18 protein-coding genes and 1 pseudogene are annotated in these 18,443 nt (G+C 73.6%); 2 read left to right on the top strand and 17 right to left on the bottom strand.

Annotated elements, in window-relative coordinates; all coding sequences use genetic code 11:
- Nucleotides 1-49: 49 nt before the first annotated feature.
- The 13 genes and pseudogenes from AC067A_RS31855 to AC067A_RS31795 all read right to left on the bottom strand — a co-directional run.
- Complete coding sequence (locus AC067A_RS31855) at nucleotides 50-709, bottom strand: class F sortase (RefSeq protein WP_479246324.1); 660 nt, start codon at nucleotides 707-709, stop codon at nucleotides 50-52.
- A 2-nt stretch (nucleotides 710-711) separates the two neighbouring features.
- Entirely contained in the window at nucleotides 712-1,590 is an 879-nt protein-coding gene (locus AC067A_RS31850; protein WP_479246322.1) for a hypothetical protein, read from the bottom strand.
- A 74-nt stretch (nucleotides 1,591-1,664) separates the two neighbouring features.
- The gene (locus AC067A_RS31845; RefSeq protein WP_479246320.1) at nucleotides 1,665-2,444 is read right to left on the bottom strand and encodes an HAD-IIA family hydrolase; all 780 of its coding nucleotides are present in this window, start codon (nucleotides 2,442-2,444) and stop codon (nucleotides 1,665-1,667) included.
- Between the two features lie 79 nt (nucleotides 2,445-2,523).
- A complete protein-coding gene (locus tag AC067A_RS31840; protein ID WP_479246318.1) occupies nucleotides 2,524-4,065 on the bottom strand; it encodes an alkaline phosphatase family protein in 1,542 nt (513 codons plus the stop codon).
- Between the two features lie 145 nt (nucleotides 4,066-4,210).
- On the bottom strand, nucleotides 4,211-5,269 hold the full coding sequence (locus AC067A_RS31835) for a 2-aminoethylphosphonate ABC transporter substrate-binding protein (RefSeq protein ID WP_479246317.1): 1,059 nt from the start codon (nucleotides 5,267-5,269) through the stop codon (nucleotides 4,211-4,213).
- Between the two features lie 22 nt (nucleotides 5,270-5,291).
- Nucleotides 5,292-6,089, bottom strand: coding sequence for an ABC transporter permease (locus tag AC067A_RS31830; RefSeq protein ID WP_479246315.1), 798 nt, complete (start codon nucleotides 6,087-6,089; stop codon nucleotides 5,292-5,294).
- Nucleotides 6,076-6,990 (bottom strand): 2-aminoethylphosphonate ABC transporter permease subunit, encoded by a 915-nt coding sequence (locus tag AC067A_RS31825; protein ID WP_479246314.1) that lies wholly within the window; start codon nucleotides 6,988-6,990, stop codon nucleotides 6,076-6,078. The genes AC067A_RS31830 and AC067A_RS31825 overlap by 14 nt, the downstream gene beginning before the upstream one ends.
- Nucleotides 6,983-8,155, bottom strand: a complete 1,173-nt coding sequence (locus AC067A_RS31820; protein WP_479246312.1) for an ABC transporter ATP-binding protein — start codon at nucleotides 8,153-8,155, stop codon at nucleotides 6,983-6,985. The genes AC067A_RS31825 and AC067A_RS31820 overlap by 8 nt, the downstream gene beginning before the upstream one ends.
- On the bottom strand, nucleotides 8,152-8,862 hold the full coding sequence (locus AC067A_RS31815) for a phosphonatase-like hydrolase (RefSeq protein ID WP_479246311.1): 711 nt from the start codon (nucleotides 8,860-8,862) through the stop codon (nucleotides 8,152-8,154). Before AC067A_RS31815 ends, AC067A_RS31820 begins: the two co-directional genes overlap by 4 nt.
- 5 nt (nucleotides 8,863-8,867) lie before the next feature.
- A complete protein-coding gene (locus AC067A_RS31810) occupies nucleotides 8,868-9,989 on the bottom strand; it encodes a TIGR03364 family FAD-dependent oxidoreductase (protein WP_479246309.1) in 1,122 nt (373 codons plus the stop codon).
- 131 nt (nucleotides 9,990-10,120) lie between these two features.
- The gene (locus tag AC067A_RS31805; RefSeq protein WP_479246307.1) at nucleotides 10,121-10,879 is read right to left on the bottom strand and encodes a GntR family transcriptional regulator; all 759 of its coding nucleotides are present in this window, start codon (nucleotides 10,877-10,879) and stop codon (nucleotides 10,121-10,123) included.
- A 197-nt stretch (nucleotides 10,880-11,076) separates the two neighbouring features.
- A complete protein-coding gene (locus AC067A_RS31800; protein WP_479246305.1) occupies nucleotides 11,077-11,943 on the bottom strand; it encodes a hypothetical protein in 867 nt (288 codons plus the stop codon).
- Between the two features lie 421 nt (nucleotides 11,944-12,364).
- A pseudogene (locus AC067A_RS31795) lies at nucleotides 12,365-13,438 on the bottom strand (ROK family transcriptional regulator); the annotation flags it as partial.
- 56 nt (nucleotides 13,439-13,494) lie between these two features.
- Between AC067A_RS31795 and AC067A_RS31790 the strand changes: the two are divergent.
- Nucleotides 13,495-14,583 (top strand): Gfo/Idh/MocA family oxidoreductase, encoded by a 1,089-nt coding sequence (locus tag AC067A_RS31790; protein WP_479246303.1) that lies wholly within the window; start codon nucleotides 13,495-13,497, stop codon nucleotides 14,581-14,583.
- Nucleotides 14,580-15,080 (top strand): heme-degrading domain-containing protein, encoded by a 501-nt coding sequence (locus AC067A_RS31785; RefSeq protein WP_479246302.1) that lies wholly within the window; start codon nucleotides 14,580-14,582, stop codon nucleotides 15,078-15,080. The genes AC067A_RS31790 and AC067A_RS31785 overlap by 4 nt, the downstream gene beginning before the upstream one ends.
- A 207-nt stretch (nucleotides 15,081-15,287) precedes the next feature.
- On the opposite strand, the gene AC067A_RS31780 is transcribed toward AC067A_RS31785, so the two are convergent.
- The 4 genes from AC067A_RS31780 to AC067A_RS31765 all read right to left on the bottom strand — a co-directional run bounded on the left by AC067A_RS31780 (nucleotide 15,288) and on the right by AC067A_RS31765 (nucleotide 18,403).
- Nucleotides 15,288-16,145 (bottom strand): fumarylacetoacetate hydrolase family protein, encoded by an 858-nt coding sequence (locus AC067A_RS31780; RefSeq protein ID WP_479246300.1) that lies wholly within the window; start codon nucleotides 16,143-16,145, stop codon nucleotides 15,288-15,290.
- A 137-nt stretch (nucleotides 16,146-16,282) separates the two neighbouring features.
- On the bottom strand, nucleotides 16,283-17,074 hold the full coding sequence (locus tag AC067A_RS31775; RefSeq protein WP_479246299.1) for a YidC/Oxa1 family membrane protein insertase: 792 nt from the start codon (nucleotides 17,072-17,074) through the stop codon (nucleotides 16,283-16,285).
- Nucleotides 17,075-17,119: 45 nt separating this feature from the next.
- Nucleotides 17,120-17,416, bottom strand: a complete 297-nt coding sequence (locus AC067A_RS31770; protein WP_479246297.1) for a DUF6412 domain-containing protein — start codon at nucleotides 17,414-17,416, stop codon at nucleotides 17,120-17,122.
- Between the two features lie 120 nt (nucleotides 17,417-17,536).
- Nucleotides 17,537-18,403, bottom strand: coding sequence for a class E sortase (locus AC067A_RS31765; RefSeq protein ID WP_479246295.1), 867 nt, complete (start codon nucleotides 18,401-18,403; stop codon nucleotides 17,537-17,539).
- Nucleotides 18,404-18,443 lie beyond the last annotated feature (40 nt).

Raw genomic sequence — 18,443 nt, 5'->3', positions numbered from 1 at the left:
CGGGCGGGCTGGGGCCCAGGCGGGGCGCGGTGCCGGCGGGTGAGGGGCGCTAGGGGCCGGTGAGGTAGGCGGAGATGATGACGTTGGCGGTGTAGGTGCGGGTGGTGGGGTCGAAGGTGCCACCGCAGGTGATGAGACGGAGCTCGGCCCGGCGCGCGTCGCGAGCCCCGTACGCCGCGGCGGGGTCGAAGCGGTCGCGGGGAAAGACCCGGACGTCGTCGATGGTGAATTCCGCGAGGGAGCCGTCCGTACGGGTGACGAGGACCTTGGCGCCGGGGCGGGCCGCGCTGAGGCCGTAGAAGACGGCGGGCCGCGTGTCGGTGTCGACGTGGCCGACGAGAAGGGCCGCGCCCGCGGCGCCGGGGCGGGTGCCGGAGCCGAACCAGCCGACGGTGTGCGGCATCTCGAAGGGCGGTGGGTCGATGGCGCCGGTGTGGTCGAGGCCGCGCGGGACTACGGGTGCGGTGATGCCGAGGGAGGGGATCTCCACCCGGCGGGGTTCGACTGCGGGCAGGGGGTCGCGGGTCGGCGGGAGGGCCGTGCCGAGGGGGCGGCCGACGGCGGCTATGTCGCCGGTGGTCGGCGCGGAGAGGCCGCCGGGGCCCTCGGCGACCCCTCGGCCCCAGAGCCAGAGGCCGAGCAGCAGGAGAGCCCAGGCCACGCCGGTGACGAGTCGCCCGTTGCCCGCCGGGCGGGTTCCGGACGACACGGTCAACGCTCGCCGGAACCGGAGCCGGAGCCGGAGCCGAAACCGGAGCCAGAACCAACGCCAGAGCCAGAGCCAACACCGGAACCAGAACCGACGCCAGAACCCGACCCGGAGCCGACACCGGAGCCGGAGCCGGAACCAGGCCCCGGGGCGGTACCGGAGCCGAGGCCGACGCCGCCGGCACCGGCGGCCGCGCGGCGGCGGGCGCTGCGGAAGGCGACGGAGACGGCGGCGAGGGCGGCGAGGGAGAGGCCGAGGAGGGTGTAGGGGGTGCCGAGGCCGCCGTCACCGACGGTCTGGGCGACGCCGGGGGCGGCCGGGGCGGCGAAGGCGGCGGCACCGCCGCCGCCGGCACGGACCGGGGCGACCGGAGTCGCGTGGTGGGTGGGCTCGTGGGTCGGCCGGTGGGTCGGCTCGTGGGTCGGCCGGTGGGTCGGCTCCTGGGTCGGCCGGTGGGTCGGCTCCTGGGTCGGCCGGTGGGTGGGCTCGTGGGTCGGCCGGTGGGTGGGCCGGTGGGTGGGCTGGCCGTGGCGGACCTGCACGGTGCCGACGTCCGGGTGGTCGTGGCCGTCGCAGGTGACGCTGACCTTGTAGGCGCCGTCCTGAAGGCCGGACCTGAGGGTGGTGTCGCCGAAGAGCGGGTTCTTGCCGCCGTCACGGCCGGTGAGCTCGGCGTCGGCGACGAACGCCGGGGACTTCGCGGCACCGGTGGTGCCCTGGCAGCCGTGGACGCGTACGTCGACGTCGGCGCCGGGCGAGGCGGTGGACGGGGTGACGGTGACCTTCACCCCGTCGTGGGCGTACGCGGTGCCGGCCGTGGGCGCCAGCACGAGTACCAGCGCCGTTCCTGCGGCACGGAGAGCGAGGGAACCTGAACGCATCGTGACCTCCTGGTACTGGCAGGGTCACCCGGATCGGCGCTCTTCGCATCCGCAGGGCGGCGGCGCGGGGCCCGTCAGACGCGGTCGACGATGTCCGCGATGGAGTCGACGATCTTCGACGGACGGAACGGGAAGCGGTCGATCTCCGCCTGCGTGGTCAGACCGGTGAGCACGAGGAAGGTCTGCATGCCCGCCTCCAGGCCGGCCAGGATGTCGGTGTCCATCCGGTCGCCGATCATGGCGCTGGACTCGGAGTGGGCGCCGATCGCGTTGAGTCCGGTGCGCATCATGAGGGGGTTCGGCTTGCCCGCGAAGTAAGGCTCCTTGCCGGTGGCCTTCGTGATGAGGGCGGCGACGGAGCCGGTGGCGGGGAGGGGCCCTTCGAGGGAGGGGCCGGTCTCGTCGGGGTTGGTGCAGATGAAGCGGGCGTCGGCGTTAATGAGGCGGACGGCCTTGGTCATGGCCTCGAACGAGTACGTGCGGGTCTCCCCGAGGACCACGTAGTCCGGGTCATGGTCGGTGAGGACGTAGCCGATGTCGTGCAGCGCGGTGGTGAGGCCGGCCTCGCCGATGACGTACGCGGTGCCGCCGGGGCGCTGGTCGTCGAGGAACTTGGCGGTGGCGAGGGCCGAGGTCCAGATGTTCTCGACGGGCACGTCGAGGCCCATGCGGCGGAGGCGGGCGTGCAGGTCGCGTGCCGTGTACATGGAGTTGTTGGTGAGGACCAGGAAGGGCTTCCCGGTCTCCCGCAGCTTCTTGATGAACGCGTCGGCACCGGGGATCGGGACGCCCTCGTGGATGAGGACGCCGTCCATGTCGGTCAGCCAGGATTCGATCGGCTTGCGCTCTGCCATGGGTGCGGGACTCCTGCCGTACAAACGTGCGGTGTGCTGGGGGCGCCGCGACAGCGCTGTGGCGACGCCCCCAGGGTAGTCAGGAAGCGCTGATCCTGACCCCGTCGATCGTCCAGTACCAGTTGTTGGCGCCGGTGTAGCGGAAGCGGAAGCCGACGGTGGAGGCGCCCGCGGGGACGGCGACGGTGAGGGACTGCGGCTGCGAGAGGACGTCGGCGGTGTAGCTCCGTACGACCGTCGGGGTGCCGCCGTTGAAGCTCGCCAGGACCTGGGCGGTCTGGGCGCCCTCCTGGCGGTAGAGGGTGGTGAAGTCGAGGGTCACCGTGGACGCGCCGGCGACGTGGTGGGCGGGGGTGACCAGGGTCGAGTCGTACGTGCCGGAGAAGGCCTTGTCGGCCCACTCGTCGGAGTCGGCGACGGCGAAGACGCCCCGGGCGCGGACGTTGAGCTCGCGGGACTGGTCGCGCTGGGCGCGGGACCAGAACTCGTCGGTGGCGAAGGACCAGCCGCGCCACTCGGTCATGCCGCCGGTGCCCATGGCGTTGTTGACGACGGACCAGCCGCTGGGCGCGGTGTGGGTGAAGCCGAGGACCCCGGTGGGGATGCCGGTCTCGTCGACGCGGCCGGTGAGGGTCCCGTGGAGGGTGTCGAAGGGGTCGGTGGAGCGGAGCTGGATCGGCTTGCCGTCGAGGCCCCAGGAGGGGTCGGGGACGATGCCGAGCTGCTGGAAGACGGTGGCGGCGACGTCGACGAGCCGGGTGTCGATGGGGCGGGCGCCGGCGGCGATGCCCGGCCCCTGGGCGAGGACGAAGGTGCGCCGTTCCTCGATGGTGGAGCCGCCGTGGCCGCCGCCGTCGGTGTGGCCGTGGTCGGTGGCGACGATGACCGTCCACCGTTCGCCGGCGTACGTGGGGCGGGCCTGGATCGCGGCGAGCAGCCGGCTGAGGTAGCCGTCCTGTACGTCGATGGCTTCGAGGTACTTGGTGCTAGCGGCGCCGTAGCCGTGGCCTATCTCGTCGGTCTCGCCGAAGTAGACGAAGAGGACGTCGGGGTTCTGGTTGCGGAGGACGTCCTCGGTGATGTCGGTGATGAGGAGGTCGTTGACGGCGTAGTTGTTGTCGTAGACGAGTTTGGCGTCGGCGCCGGGGGTGACGGTGCCGTGTGTGTCGAGTTCGGGCCAGTCGACGGCTGCGAAGAGGGAGAGGTCGGGCCGCACCTGGTTCAGGCGAGCCAGGAAGCCGGGGTAGCGGCCGTAGTTCTTGCCGGTGAAGGTGTTGTCCTTGACGCCGTGCTTGTCGGGCCAGACGCCGGTGGAGATCGTCGACCAGCCGGGGCCGGAGGAGGTCGCTGCCATCGGGTTGGCGTAGAGCAGGGAGCGGCCGTACGTGCCGTTGGCCATCAGGGACTTGAGGGTGGGTGCCTTGGCCGCGTCGATCCGGTCGTACCGCAGGCCGTCCATGCCGACGACGAGCACCTTGTCCTTGCTGGTGCCGTTCGGGAGCACTGGGGCGGCGGTGGCGGCCCGGGCCGCGGGCGCGGCGGCGAGTCCGGTCGCGGCGACGGCGGCGGTGGCGCCCGCGGCGGCGAGCACGGTGCGGCGTGAGATGCCGGTGATCGGCATGTCGGGATCCTCCGTCAGGGAGTCGATGGGGAGTGCGTACGCACACCAACGCCCCTGACTGTTCAGGGGCGTTGGTCCGTACCCGTTATCATTCCGCGATATGCGGGGGTGTTCCAGGGTCGTACGGTGAACTCTCGGCCGCCGGTCAGCTTCCGGTCGCGGACTTCCACGCGTCGACGTACGCCGTCAGGTTCTTGTCGATGTCGGACCAGTCCGGTTCGAAGATCTCGACGCCGTCCATCAGCTTGGCGAGGGCGATGGCGTTGGCGTCGGTCGGCCTGACGTCCTTGCGGACCGGGAAGCCGCCGCCGATGGCGCTGACCTCGCGCTGGGCCGCCTCGCTCAGCATGAAGTCGAGGAGCTTCCTGCCGTTCCCGGCGTGCGGGGCCTTGTTCACGAGGCCGGCGGCGTAGGGCAGGGCGAAGGTGGTGGGCTTGCCGCCGTCCCTGGCGGGGAACCAGATGCCGAGGTTCGGCATGGACTTGGACTGGGCGAAGTTCATCTGGACGTCGCCGTTGGCGACGAGGAGTTCGCCCTTGTCCGTCTTGGGGGCGAGCTTGGAGGTGGAGGAGGACGGGCCGACGTTGTTGGCCTGGAGCTTCTTCAGGTAGGCCATGGCCGGCTCCTGGCCGCCGAAGTCGTGCATGGCCTTGATGAGGACGGCGGTGCCGTCGCCGGCGACGCCCGGGGTGGAGTACTGGAGCCTGTCCTTGTACTTGGCGTCGAGCAGTTCCTCCCAGGTCCTGGGCGCGGTCGGCAGCTCCTTCCGGTTGTGGACGAAGCCGAAGTAGTTGTCGACGACGGAGATCCACGTGCCGTCGGCCGCCTTGGCGGCGCCGTCGACCTGGTCGGCGCCCTGGGGCGCGTACGACTGGAGGAGACCCTTGGAGTCGGCCTGCTGGATGAACGGCGGCAGGGTGACGAGGACGTCGGCCTGGGTGTTGCCCTTCTCGCGGAGGGCGCGCTGCACCATCTCGCCGGAGCCGCCCTCGACGTACTCGACCTTGATGCCGGTCTGCTTCTCGAAGTCGGCGAAGACCTTGTCGTACCAGCCGTCGCCCGCCTCGCCCTTGAGGCCGTCGGCGCTGTAGACGGTGACGGTCTTCTCGTCGGACGCGGCGGAGGAGCCGCCGCAGGCGGTCAGGCCGGCGGCGAGGACGAGGGCGCCGGTGACGGCGGCGATCGGCTTGGGGTGGATGAGCATGGCGTTGTTCTCTCCTGGTGACTCAGCGGTACGAGGCTTTGGTGCGGATGCGGGAGACGGCGAGCAGGGCCAGCAGGGTCGCGGCCATGAGGACCACGGCGAGCGCCGAGCCGGTGAACAGGGAGCCCCGGTCGGTGGCGGTGAAGACGAGGACCGGCAGCGGGGTCCAGTCCGGCGGGTAGAGCATCATCGTGGCGCTCAGCTCGCCCATGGACAGGGCGAAGCAGAGCCCGGCGGCCGCGTTCAGGGACGGCAGCAGGAGCGGCAGCTTCACCCGGAGCAGCACGTACGCGGGGCGGGCGCCGAGGCCGGCCGCCGCCTGCTCGTACATCGGGTCGAGGCGGAGGAGGGCGGCCGAGACCGACTGGTGGGCGAAGGCCGTGACGAGCACGGTGTGCGCGAGGATCACGATCCACCGCGTGCCGTTGAGGAGCACCGGCGGCTGCGAGAAGGCGACGAGCACGGCGAGCCCGACGACCACGGAGGGCACCGCGACCGGCAGCATGAACAGGGCGTCGAGCACCCTCCGGCCCCGTTTCCGGAGCGCTGCCGCGGCCAGCGCCGCCCAGGTGCCGACGGTCAGCGCGACCACGCTCGCGGTGACGGCCGTGACGAGGCTGGTGGTGAGCGCCTGGAGGGGCTCCCCTCGTACGGCCGCCGCGTAGTGCGCGGTGGTGGGGCCGGAGGGGAAGGCGCCGGACCAGTGGGTGGAGAACGAGGCGGCGACGATGACGAGCAGGGGCAGGGCGAAGAGCGGGACGAAGAGGACCGCGAAGCCGGCCCACGCCGTCCACCTGCCCGTACGGCTATGCACCAGCACGGCGGCTGACCCCCCGGTAGAGGACGTAGAGACCCACGGACAGGGCGACGTTGACGACGGCGACCACGCAGGCGGCGGCGTAGTCCGATTCGAGGATCGCCTTGCCGTACACGAGCATCGGGAGCGTGGTGACGCCCTTCGCGCCGGTGAAGAGGACGATCCCGAACTCGTTGAGGCACAGGACGAGGACGAGGCTCCCGCCGGCCGCGAGCGCGGGCAGCGCCTCGGGCAGGATCACCTGCCGGACGATCCGCAGCGGGCGGGCGCCCAGGGACGACGCCACCTCCAGCTGCGCGGTGTCCAGTTGGGAGAAGGCGGCGAGCAGGGGCCGCATCACGAAGGGCGTGAAGTACGTGATCTCGGCGAGCAGCACGCCCCACGGCGTGCTCAGGAACCGGAAGGGTCCCGTCGCGTCGCCGGTGACGTCCGTCCACACCCCGTTCGCCATCCCCGCCGTCCCGTACAGGAACAGCAGCGCGAGGGTGATCAGGAACGACGGGAAGGACAGGAAGACGTCGATGGACTTCGACACCGCCTTCCCGCCGGGGAACGGCACGAACGCGATCAGCACGGCGAGCACGAAGCCGAGGACCAGACACCCGGCGGTGGAGGCGACGGCCAGCCACACCGTCGTGACCAGCGCGTCCCGGAAGGACTCGGACGCGAACACGTCGGCGTACGCGCCGGGCGCGAGCGACTCGCGCACGACGAGCGCGAGGGGGTAGAGGAAGACCACGGCGAGCACGGCGACGGGCGGCAGCGCCCAGACCCACGAGGGGAGGGACCGGCCGGCGTCGTCCTTCGCCCCCGTCGTGGGCGTACGTTCCGCGGGGGCGGGAGGGGCGGGCGCGACGCCGGGCGCCGGGGGCCGTTCACCGAGCCCGATGCCGCGGCTACCCATCGGTGACCCCCGCGCCCAGCAGCACCCCGTCCTCGGGCGCGAAGTGCAGCGTCACCTCGGCCCCCGGCCTCGGCGTGTCCCGCAGCTCCGGCACGTCCGCCTTCACCCGGTGGCCGCCCACCTCGACGTACAGCCGGTGGGTGGAGCCGCGCCACTGGACCTCGGAGATCCGGCCGCTCAGGGCGTTCGGCCCCGGGCCGAGGCCGACGAGGTGCGGCCGGACGCAGAGGGTCGCGGCGGCGCCGGGCGCGGCGCCGAAGGCGGGCCCGGGCGCGGCCCCGGAGGCGGACCCGGGCGCGGCGCCGAAGGCGGACCCGGGCGCGGCCCCGGAGGCGGACCCGGGCGCGGCCCCGGAGGCGGACCCGGGCGCGACGCCGGGCGCGGCCACCTTCAGGGGCGTGCCGGCGAAGGCGACGCCGTCCGCGGTGACGGTCACCGGCAGCAGGTTCGCGTTGCCGACGAACGACGCCGTGAACTCCGTACGGGGGCGGCGGTAGAGGTCCTGCGGGGTGCCGCAGTCCTGGAGCCGGGCCTTGTCCATGACGGCGATCCGGTCGGCGAGGGTGAGCGCCTCCACCTGGTCGTGGGTGACGTACAGGATCGACACGTCCGGCAACTCGCGGTGCAGCCTGGCGAGTTCGGCGAGCATCCCGGAGCGCAGCTGGGCGTCGAGCGCGGAGAGCGGTTCGTCGAGGAGGAGCACCCGGGGGCGGATGGCGAGGGCGCGGGCGATGGCGACGCGCTGCTGCTGGCCGCCGGAGAGTTCCCGGGGGTAGCGCCGCGCGTAGGCCGCCATGCCGGTCATCTCCAGGGCTTCGGCGACGCGGCCCGGGATCTCGGCCTTGGGCGCCTTCCGCGCCTTCAGGCCGAAGGCGACGTTGGCGTCGACCCGCAGGTGGGGGAAGAGGGCGTACTGCTGGACGACCATGCCGATGCCCCGGCGGTACGGCGGGAGTGCGGTGACGTCGCGGTCGCCGATGAACACGCGCCCGGAGGCGGGCCGGACGAAGCCGGCGATGGTGCGCAGGGCGGTGGTCTTGCCGGAGCCGGAGGGGCCGAGGAGGGCCATGACCTCGCCGGGCTCGACGGTCAGGTCGAGGGAGTCGAGGACGGTGGTGTTCCCGTAGGCGACGGTGACGCCGTCGAAGCGGATGCCGCCGGTCACGCCTCGGACTCCCGTATCAGCTCGGGGAGTCCGGCGATCGAGGCGAGGACGTGCGTGGCGCCGTGCCCGGTGAGCGCCGCCTCGCCGTGGGCTCCGGTGAGCACGCCCGCCACGATCCCGGCGCCCGAGCGGGCCCCGCTGAGCATGTCGTACGAGGTGTCGCCCGCGACGACGGTCTGCCGGACGTCGTCCACGGCTCCGGTGCGGAGGAGGGCCGCGAGGACCATGTCCGGGTACGGGCGGCCCCGGCCGCCCGCGTCGGCCGGGCAGAGGGTCAGCTCCACCAGGTCGCGCCAGCCGAGGGCGTCGAGGATGGCGTCCTGGGTGACCCGGGCGAAGCCGGTGGTGAGGACGACGGTCCGCCCCTGGTCCCTCAGGGCGGCGATCGCCTCGGCCGCGCCGGGGACCGGGGAGACGAGGCCGTCGGCGACCAGCTCTCCGTACGCCTCCTCGAAGGCGAGGTTGGCCTGCCGGGCGCGGGTCTCGTCGCCGCCGAAGAGGTGGCGGAAGACGGAGATCTTGGACTCGCCCATGGTGGCGCGGACGTGGTCGATCATCGTGGCCGGGTCTTCGCCGAGGCGCTCGGCGGCGGCCGCGAAGGCCTGCTCGACGAGGCCGCCGTCGGCGACGGTCGTCCCGGCCATGTCCAGGACGACGAGGTTCATCGGGTTCTTCGGGCTTTTCGGGTTCTTCGGGTTCGTGTTCATCAAGGTCACCAGCCCAGTTCGTTCGCGGTCGTCTCGGCGATGGCGGGAGAGCAGGTCATGCCCCGGCCGCCGGGTCCGGTCACCAGCCACACGCCGTCGCGGACCCGCTGGCGGTGCACGACCCGGCTGGTGTCGACGCACTGCGCGTACACACCGGCCCAGCGGCGCCGGATCTTCGGCAGCGGGCGGCCGAGGAAGGACTCGACGACGCGGGTGAGGTGCTCGTAGGGGTCTTCGAGGGTGTCGAAGGCGAAGGGGTGCTCGTATTCGTGGGTGTCGCCGATGGTCAGTCCCCCGTCGAGCCGCTGCACCATGAGGAGCTGCATCTTGTGGGCGGCGGCGGTCGGATCCTGCGGCTGCCCCGCGGCGAGGGCGGCGAGGGCGTCGGAGGCGTACGCCGGGTAGTAGCGGAAGGAGTCGGCGTCGGCGACGGAGGTCGTGAGGGGCTCGCCGAGGGGTTCGGTCTGCATCATCTGGAGCCGGACCCGGCGGACGGGTATCGGGCCGGCGATCTCGCGGACGAGGCCGGAGAGCCAGGCACCGGTGCACAGGACGACGGCGTCGCCGGTGTGGACGTCCCCGTGGTCGTCACGGACGGAGCTCCCGCCGACGACGTCCCGGACCTCCCGGCCGGGCAGGAAGGTGTACTTCCCCGTGGCCAGGAGCGCCTCCCGGAACGCGAGTTGGGCGAGGCGGGGTTCGACGGCGGCGTCGCGCTCGCACCACAGCGCGGCCTCGAACGCCCCGCGCAGGGCGGGGTTGACCGCGCGCGCCTCGTCGGCCGTCAGCAGCTTGTAGCCGCGGGCGGCGGCGTCCGGGCGGGCCAGGGCGGCTTCCGCGACGGCGAGTTCGAGCGCGTTCCGCACCGGGGTGAGGGAGCCGTTGGCCCGGAAGCCGAGCCCGGGGACGCGGGCGCCGATGCCCTCCCACAGCTCGCGGGCGCGCAGGGCGGTGTCGAGCTCCTCCCCGCCGGCGCGGCCGCTCACCCAGATCTGGCCGAAGTTGCGGAGGGACGCCCCGCGCGCCTCCGCCTCGCGCTCGATGTGTACGACCTCGTGGCCGCGTTCCACTGCGTGCCAGGCGTGCATGGTTCCCACCACGCCGGCTCCTACGACGATCACCTTCATGCCGGAAACGGTCGCGCCGATGTGTGGACCGGACGAATCCGGACGGCAACAGAACGGTGAACAGGCCGACAAGCTTGGACCAGACCCGTTACCCTTACGTAATCAACGGCGTTCCGCGATCTGCCGTTTCGTCACCCTTGCCGCCCCAGATGGGCGGTGAAGCTGAAGCGGTCGCCCCGGTAGAGCGTGCGGACCCGCTCCAGCGGCCGGCCCTCGGTGTCCCGGGAGACCCGGTGGAGCAGCAGCATCGGCAGGGCGGGCGGGGTGCCGATCAGGAGGGCCTCGCGCGGGGTGGCGAGCACCGTCTCGATGCGCTCGTCGGCGTCGCCGAACGAGATGCCCAGGCGATCGTGGAGATAGGCGTAGAACGAGGAGTCCGGGTCGAACTCGGCGTCCAGGTGCGGGGCGCGGGCCTCGGAGACGTACGTGCTCTCCAGGCCGACCCGCTCGTCGTCGGCGAGCAGCACCCGCTCCATGTGCCAGACGGGCGCCCCGCGTTCGGCGCCGACCTCGGGGGCGAGCGCCTCCGGGCAGGGGAAGCGGTCGAGCGAGATCAGGCTGCGGCCGGGCCGGCGGCCCTGGCGGCGCACGCCCTCCGTGTAACTGGCCAGCGACAGGGGCTGTTCGAGCTTGGGCCCCGCGACGACCGTGCCCCGGCCCTGGCGGCGCAGCCGCCCCTCGATGAGGAGTTCGCGCAGCGCCTGCCGGACGGTCTCCCGCGACACCTCGTACCGGACGGCGAGGTCACGCTCGGTGGGCAGCAGCCCGCCCTCCCCCAACTCGTCGACCAGCAGCGTCAGTTTCGCCTTGACCGCGTAGTACTTGGGTACGCGGCCGTGCTCGGGGACACCGGAACGGACGGGGGCGCCTGGGGTGGTCTGGTAGTTCACGGAGGGATGGTCGCAGACGGGCGTGAACGGCGAGGTGTACGGAGGGTGGCCCGGCGGTGCCGGGCGCGCCGGACCGTGCGGACGAACGCCGCGCCGCCACAGTGCTGCCAGGCGCGCCGGGGCATGCACGACGAGCCCCCGGGCTGCCTCAGCGGTGCTGGGATCGCCGGGCCGCCCGGACGAAACACCACGCCGCCTCAGCGCTGCCGGGACCGCCGGGCCATCCGGACGAGCCCCGCGCCGAGCAGGACGAGGGCCGCGGCGAACGGGGCGAGGACCAGGACGTCACGGTCGGGTCCCCGTCCCGTGTGGGCGAGTACGGGGCGTTTCCTGGGCTCGCCGGTCGCCGTCGGGTCCTTGGCCGCGGGGGCGGCCGTGGCCGATGGTGCCGCCTCCTTCCCGGGCACCCGGGGCGAGCCGGACGGTTCGGGTTCGGGTTCGGCTTCGGCGGGCGCGGGCGCGGGCGGACCGACGGTCAGCCGGTAGTCGCCGGACTCGCCGATCCAGTCGCCGTCCGCGCCGCGTCGCTGGACGACCGCCGCGTTGACGACGACCTCGTCGGGGGCCGCGTCCACGCGGAAGGCCAGCCGTACGGGGACGGTGAGGGTCTCTCCCGCGGGAACCGTGAAGCCCCCGAAGTCGGTGAACGCGCCCACGCTCTCCGCCTCCTCGGTGGCCTCGAAGGCCACCGGCCACCAGCGCGCGGACCCGGCGTCGTAGAACTCGAAGCGGATCTGGGCGGGGCGCAGGGAACGCGCGCCGTCCGCGAACACCAGCACGGGATGGATGTCCGAGCACGACCCGTCCGTGGTGTTGGTCAGGTCGAGCCGCCATTCCTGGAAGGGCCCGCCGGCCGGGTAGTCGGCCGGCCCTCCGTGGATCCGCGTGCCGATCGGGAACCCCCTGTCGGGGGCTGCTCCGCAGGTGGGTGCGGCAGGCGGGTCCGGGGCGGGGGCGCCGACCGCCGGAGCCGCCAGGGTGAGGAGGACCGCCGTGGTGGCCGCCGCGGTCGTGGCCCGCGGGGTGCGCGGTCGCCGGCTCCGGGGCTGGGGGGCTGTTGCCATGGGCGGGGCCTTTGCTGCTCGCGGGGCGGGCGTGCGGTCGGCCGCGACGCTGCCATGCCGGAGCGGGCGAAACGGGCAGCGACACCGCACGCACCCCTGGACGGCCCGGATGTTCCGCCCGATCAGCCTATTGTCCGAAGATCGGACCGAGGATGAGCCACACGGCCCCCTCGGCCACGGCACCGGGCGCGGGTGCGGGGACGGGGACGGGTGCGGGTGCGGGGACGGGGACGGGTGCGGGCGCGGGGACGGGCGCGGGGACGAGGGAGTCGGGCCCAGAAGCGCCTGCATCGGCTGCCGCGTACGCATCGACCGCTGCGCCCGCCTCGGTAGCCGCGCCCGTATCGGTAGTCGCGTCCGTATCGGTAGTCGCGTCCGCCTTGGCCGTCGCGCCCATATCCGTGGCCGCCTCCGCCTCGGCCATCGTGCCCGCCTCGGCCGTCGTGCCCGCCTCGGCCGTCGCATCCGCCTCGGCAGCCGCGTACGCCTCCGTCACGACCGTCACCGGCGCCGTCAGGCCCAGCCCGGCGAGGACCTGCCGGACGCCGGTCGCGAACACGTCGGGGGCGGCGAGCACGACGCGGCCGCCGAGGAGGACCTGGTCGATGTCGAGGAGGCGTACGAGGTTGGCGGCGCCCGCACCGAGGATGCGGGCGGCCTCGAGGAGTTCGCCTCGCGCCACGGCCGCCAGGCAGAGGACCTCCAGGCAGCCGCGCCCGCCGCAGTCGCACGGGGGCCCGTCGAGCTGGACGGTCTGGTGGCCGAGCTCGCCCGCGCCGGTCCTGTCCCCGCGCAGCGGCACGCCGCCGAGGACGAGGCCCGCGCCGAGACCCGTACCGAGGTGGACGTACGCGAAGGACCCGGGGGCGGCGGGGCGCAGGGCGAGGCCGAGGGCGGCGGCGTTGGTGTCCTTGTCGAGCACGACGGGCAGGCCGAGGCGCCGGGCCAGCTCCTCGCGTACGGGCTGCCCGTCCCACTCGGGGAAGCCCGTCACCCGTCCGGGCACCCCGGCCCGGTGGTCCAGCGGCCCGGGCATGGCGATGCCGGCGCCGAGGACGGACCCGCCGGGCGGAACGGCGTCGAGGAGCGCCCGTACCTCCGCCGTCACGGCGTCCAGGACCGGGCCGGTCCCCGCTCCCAGGTCCAGGGGCCGGCGCCGCAGGGACACCGCCGCGCCGGAGAGGTCGGTCAGCAGGGTGGTCAGTTCGTCGCGGTCGAGGTGGACGCCGACGGCGTACGCGGCGGTGGGGGCCAGGCGCAGCACCGTGCGGGGCTTGCCGCCGGTGGAGGCGCGGTGGCCGGCCTCGGCGGCGAGGCCCTCGGCCCGCAGCCGGGCGGTGATCTTGCTGACGGCCTGGGGGGTGAGCCCGGTCCGTTCGGCCAGCTCCAGGCGGCTGATCCCCGCCTCTCCCGCCGTGCGCAGCAGGTCGAGCACGAGCGCGGCGTTGTGGCTGCGCAGGGCCGGCACGTTGACTCCCACCAGGTCTTTCCTCACTCCCCCATTGTCGCTGTCGCTTGCACTTTGGCAACAGCGTTGCTTAAGTGAGACGCATGACTGGCACCGACCCCCGTACCCCGCTCCGCGTCGGACTCGTCGGCTACGGCCTCGCGGGCTCCGTCTTCCACGCCCCGCTGATCGCCGCCTCCGAGGACCTCGTCCTCGCCGCCGTCACCACCGGCAACCCGGAGCGGGCCGCCGAGGCCCGCGCCGCGTACCCCGGCGTCCGGGTCGTCGCCCGCGCCGAGGAGCTGTGGGAGCAGGGCTCGGACGCCCTCGACCTGGTCGTCGTCGCCTCGCCGAACCGGACGCACGTGCCGCTCGCCACCGCCGCCCTGGAGGCCGGCCTCCCCGTCGTCGTCGACAAGCCGCTCGCCGGCACGGCCGCCGAGGCGCGCGGGCTGGCCGCCCTCGCGGAGGAACGGGGCCTGCTCCTCTCGGTCTTCCAGAACCGCCGCTGGGACAACGACTTCCTGACCCTCCGCGGCCTCCTCGACGAGGACGCGCTCGGCGAGGTCCAGCGCTTCGAGTCCCGCTTCGAGCGGTGGCGCCCGCTGCCCAAGGGCGGGTGGCGCGAGTCGGGCGCCCCCGAGGAGATCGGCGGCCTGCTCTACGACCTGGGCAGCCACGTCGTCGACCAGGCGCTCGTCCTGTTCGGCCCGGTGGTCTCGGTGTACGCGGAGTCGGACGTGCGCCGGCCGGGCGCCGAGACCGACGACGACACCTTCCTCGCCCTCACCCACGCGAACGGTGTCCGCTCCCACCTGTACGTGAGCGCCACCACCGCCCAGCTGGGCCCCCGCTTCCGGGTCCTGGGACAGCGCGCCGGCTTCGTCAAGTACGGCCTCGACCCCCAGGAGGCCGCCCTGCGCGAGGGCCTCCGCCCCGTTCCGGGCACGGCCTGGGGCGGGGAACCGCCGGAGCTGTGGGGCCGGCTCGGCGCCGGCGACTCCCCGCTCACCGGCGGCGGCGCCCCGGTCGAGTCCCTGCCCGGCGACTACCCGGCGTACTACGCCGCCGTCGCCGCCGCCCTGCGCGGCACCGGCCCCAACCCGGTCACCGCGCACGAGGCCGCCGCCGCCCTCGACGTCCTGGAGGCCGCCCGGCGTTCGGCCCGCGACGGCGTCACGGTGACACTGTGAGCAGCCCGGAGGTCCTGAAGATCGAGGCCCAGGAGGCCCGCCTCGTCCTCCCCCGGTTCACGTACGAGGACGCCTGGACGCTCGGCACCCTCCTCGTCGGCATCGCGAGGGAGCGCCGGGCCCCCGTCGCGATCGACATCCGGCGGGGCCCGCAGCAGCTGTTCCACTGCGCGCTGCCGGGATCCAGCGCGGACAACGACGCCTGGATCGGCCGCAAGCGGCGGGTCGTCGAGCGCTACGGCGTCAGCTCGCTCCTGGTCGGTGCCCGTTTCCGCGCCAAGGGAACGACGTTCGAGGCGTCCTCGCGCCTCGACCCCGACCGGTACGCCGCACACGGCGGTTCGTTCCCGGTCACGGTCGACGGCGCGGGCGTGATCGGCTCGGTCACGGTCTCGGGCCTGCCGCAGGCCGAGGACCACGCCCTGGTCGTCGAGGCGCTGGAGCGCCTGCTCAGCTCGTACGCCGACGTCGACGCCGACGCCGACGCCGACGGCTGACGGCTGACGGCTGACGGCTGACGGCTGACGGCTGACGGCTGACGGCTGACGGCTGACGGCTGACGATCACCAGGGCGACGCCGGTCGCGAGGCCGGTCGCGAGGCCGGTCGCCCGAGGCCCTTTCCTCTGTCGGACAATACGCAAAAACCACAGGAAAGCGGCGGCGCCCCTCACGCGGGGCGCCGCCGTTCTCACCTCATGGGCCGTCAGGCGCTCTTGAGCTCCTGGCGCTGCCGGCCGAGCCCGTCGACCTCCAGCTCGACGACGTCGCCGGGGCGCAGGTACGGCTTGGGCTCCGGCTGCCCCATGGCGACGCCACTGGGCGTGCCGGTGTTGATGATGTCGCCGGGGTAGAGGGTCATGAACCGGCTGACGTACCGGACGACCTCCGCGACCGGGAAGATCTGGTCGGAGGTGTGGCCGTCCTGCTTGAGCTCGCCGTTCACCCAGAGCCGCAGGCCGAGCGCCTGGGGGTCGGGCACCTCGTCGGCGGTGACGAGCCAGGGCCCGAGCGGGTTGAAGGTCTCGCAGTTCTTGCCCTTGTCCCAGGTGCCGCCGCGCTCGATCTGGAACTCGCGCTCGGAGACGTCGTGGGCGACCGCGTAGCCGGCGACGTGTGCGAGGGCCTCCTCGTCGGTCTCCAGGTAGCGGGCGGTGCGGCCGATGACGATGGCCAGCTCCACCTCCCAGTCGGTCTTCACGGAGCCGCGCGGTACGAGCACCGTGTCGTCCGGGCCGACGACGGTGTCGGCGGCCTTGAGGAAGACGACGGGCTCGGCGGGGGTGGCCTGGCCGGTCTCGGCCGCGTGGCCGTGGTAGTTCAGCCCGATGCACACGACCTTGCCGATGCGGGCGACCGGCGGGCCGACGCGCAGCCCGGTGGCGTCCAGCGCGGGCAGCACGCCGGCGCCCACCGCCGCCCGGACGCGGTCGAGGGCGGAGGCGTCGGCGAGCAGACTGCCGTCGATGTCGTCGACGAGGGCGGACAGGTCGCGGAGCGTTCCGTCCTGGTCGAGCAGGGCGGGGCGTTCGGCTCCCGGCGGCCCGACACGCAGCAGCTTCATGGTCTTCTCCCTGTGGTCGAGGTGGGCCCGGGACGGGCCCCGCGATGCCCCGGCCGATGGAGTGCGGCCATCGGAGGATTGGTCGATCCTCCAAGAGAACGGGTCACTCTGCAAGACCCCGTTCACACCCTGGACCCTTACGCGCGAGTAGCAACGGCTCCGGGAACCCCTCCCGCCCCCTCCTCTCCTTCCGTACGGAACAGCAGGGCGCGCTCGACGGCGGTCCAGGCCGTGCTGGTGACCACGTAGAGCGCCGCGGCGAGCGGCACCACCGCGACCGTGATGAGCGTGGCGAACGACAGCAGCGGCATCACCTTCGCGATCGCGCCCGCCCCCGGCGTCGGCTGCCCCAGATCCAGCGGCTGCGCGGCCAGCTGCGCCTTCGTACGCCGGTACGTGAACGTGGCCACGGCGGCGACGATCACGAACAGCACCAGATAGACCCGCCCGGCCGGCCCGAAGACCCCGCCGTGGGACAGCGCGTCGGCCCAGTGGTCCCCCAGCGGGGCGGCGAACAGGTCGTGCCCGGCCATCCGGTCGCCCGAGAACAGGTGGTACATCAGCAGGAACGCGGGCGCCTGGAGCAGGCTCGGCAGGATCCCCGCGAACGGCGACACCTTCTCCCGCGCGTGCAGCTCCGTGACCGCCTTCCTGAGGCGCTCCGGATCCTTCGCGTGCTTCTTGCGGAGCGCCGCGAGCTCCGGCGCGAGCCGGGTGCGGGCCTTCTGCCCCCGCGCCGAAGCCCTGGACAACGGGTGGATCGCGAGCCGCACGGCCATCGTGAAGAGCACGATCGCGGCGGCCGTCGCGGTGGTGGCGAAGATCGGCTGGAGCAGGTCGGCGAGCCGCTCGACCAGGGAAGCGAAGACGGACAAGGGGGAGCCCTCCGTGGGGTCTCGTCGTGCCGGTGAGATGTCGTTTCTCGGCATGACGGATCCGCGTGCGGGCCTGTCCGGTGTGGTGTGCGGTGGCTCCTACGCGGCCGTCGGAAGGAGACGGCCAGGAGCCCGCGGTCTTCTGCGCCCGGCGGCGTCCGGGTCCCGCTGCGGCAGGAACGCGGTCCGCCGCTCCCGGTCGCGGATGGCCGTACGGACGGCGGTCGGCGGCACGGCCGGGGCCGTACGCGCTCCGATCAGGGCACAGACGACGGTGGTCGCGGCGAAGGCGACGGCGGCGGAGACACTCGCGCCGTCGGAGAGGAGCAGGTCGGCGAGCGCGAGCAGGAAGAACAGCGGCGCGAGGACGCGCAGGACCAGGTCCCTGGCCGTCATCACCACCACCCCCCTCGTCGTGCGCGTCGTTCCGCGTCTCACCGTGAGGACGCGTGACGCCCCTCAGGAGTTCCCGTGTTCGGGGCGGTGCTCAGGGGCAGCGCCACGGCCACGGCCTGATCACCCGGCCGACACCAGCTTCGCCCACACCACCAGCCGGTAGGCGCTGCTGAACTCCGGCGTGCACGTCGTCAGCGTGAGGTACGCCCCCGGCGCCCCGTACCCGTACGACGGCTTCACGATCGACCGCGGCACGGGCCGGATGACCCCGACGTCACGGGGCGAGGTCGAGCGCAGGACCTGGTCGACCCGGTAGACGTACGTACGCGCCCGCGTACGCACGGATATCTCGTCGCCGACCGCGAGCCGGTTGATGTACCGGAACGGCTCCCCGTGCGTGTTCCGGTGACCGGCGAGCGCGAAGTTCCCCACGGCCCCGGGCGCCGCGGTCCCGCCGTACTGCCCGACGTACCCCCTGTCGAGCACGGACCGCTTCGCCACGCCGGGCGCCACGGGCGCGGTCAGACCGATCCGGGGGATACGGAGCACGGCGAAGGCGGCGGACGACCCGCTGCCGGGATCCCCACCTCCACGGCCCCCGGCCCCGACGGAGTCGCCGCCCCCACCGGCCTCACCGGCCCCCAAGGAATCCCCGGCCTCCACAGGCTCCACGGGCTCTCCGGGTTCTCCGTACCGGCCGGGCTCTCCGTACCCGCCGGGCTCTCCCACCCCACCCGACCGTCCAGACCCCCCGGGCTCGCCCCGAGGAGACGTCTCCCACTCCCGCTCCAGCGCACTCACCTGCCCGCGGGCCTCCGCACGGGCCTCCTGGTTCGTCCACCACAGCTGATGGACGACGAGGAGCAGGACGACGACCCCGCAGGTGACGGCGGCCTCGGCACACACCCACAGCACACGCGCGCCCGTACGGCGACGCGCCCGCCCCTGGACGACGACCGGCACCCGCTCCCGCACCCTGGCCCACACGCGGGGCACGATAAGCGCTGAGGCGCCAACTCTCCAGGCC

It is taken from the genome of Streptomyces sp. NPDC043176, assembly GCF_056436715.1.
Note: the sequence above shows the minus strand (reverse complement) of the source record. Positions and strands in the feature narration are given on the sequence as shown.

Bases quoted from the DNA above. Each gene is read 5' to 3' on its own strand.
- AC067A_RS31850 (WP_479246322.1), bottom strand. From the start codon at position 1,590: ATGCGTTCAGGTTCCCTCGCTCTCCGTGCCGCAGGAACGGCGCTGGTA.
- AC067A_RS31845 (WP_479246320.1), bottom strand. From the start codon at position 2,444: ATGGCAGAGCGCAAGCCGATCGAATCCTGGCTGACCGACATGGACGGC.
- AC067A_RS31840 (WP_479246318.1), bottom strand. From the start codon at position 4,065: ATGCCGATCACCGGCATCTCACGCCGCACCGTGCTCGCCGCCGCGGGC.
- AC067A_RS31835 (WP_479246317.1), bottom strand. From the start codon at position 5,269: ATGCTCATCCACCCCAAGCCGATCGCCGCCGTCACCGGCGCCCTCGTC.
- AC067A_RS31825 (WP_479246314.1), bottom strand. From the start codon at position 6,990: ATGGGTAGCCGCGGCATCGGGCTCGGTGAACGGCCCCCGGCGCCCGGC.
- AC067A_RS31815 (WP_479246311.1), bottom strand. From the start codon at position 8,862: ATGAACACGAACCCGAAGAACCCGAAAAGCCCGAAGAACCCGATGAAC.
- AC067A_RS31810 (WP_479246309.1), bottom strand. From the start codon at position 9,989: ATGAAGGTGATCGTCGTAGGAGCCGGCGTGGTGGGAACCATGCACGCC.
- AC067A_RS31800 (WP_479246305.1), bottom strand. From the start codon at position 11,943: ATGGCAACAGCCCCCCAGCCCCGGAGCCGGCGACCGCGCACCCCGCGG.
- AC067A_RS31790 (WP_479246303.1), top strand. From the start codon at position 13,495: ATGACTGGCACCGACCCCCGTACCCCGCTCCGCGTCGGACTCGTCGGC.
- AC067A_RS31780 (WP_479246300.1), bottom strand. From the start codon at position 16,145: ATGAAGCTGCTGCGTGTCGGGCCGCCGGGAGCCGAACGCCCCGCCCTG.
- AC067A_RS31775 (WP_479246299.1), bottom strand. From the start codon at position 17,074: ATGCCGAGAAACGACATCTCACCGGCACGACGAGACCCCACGGAGGGC.
- AC067A_RS31770 (WP_479246297.1), bottom strand. From the start codon at position 17,416: ATGACGGCCAGGGACCTGGTCCTGCGCGTCCTCGCGCCGCTGTTCTTC.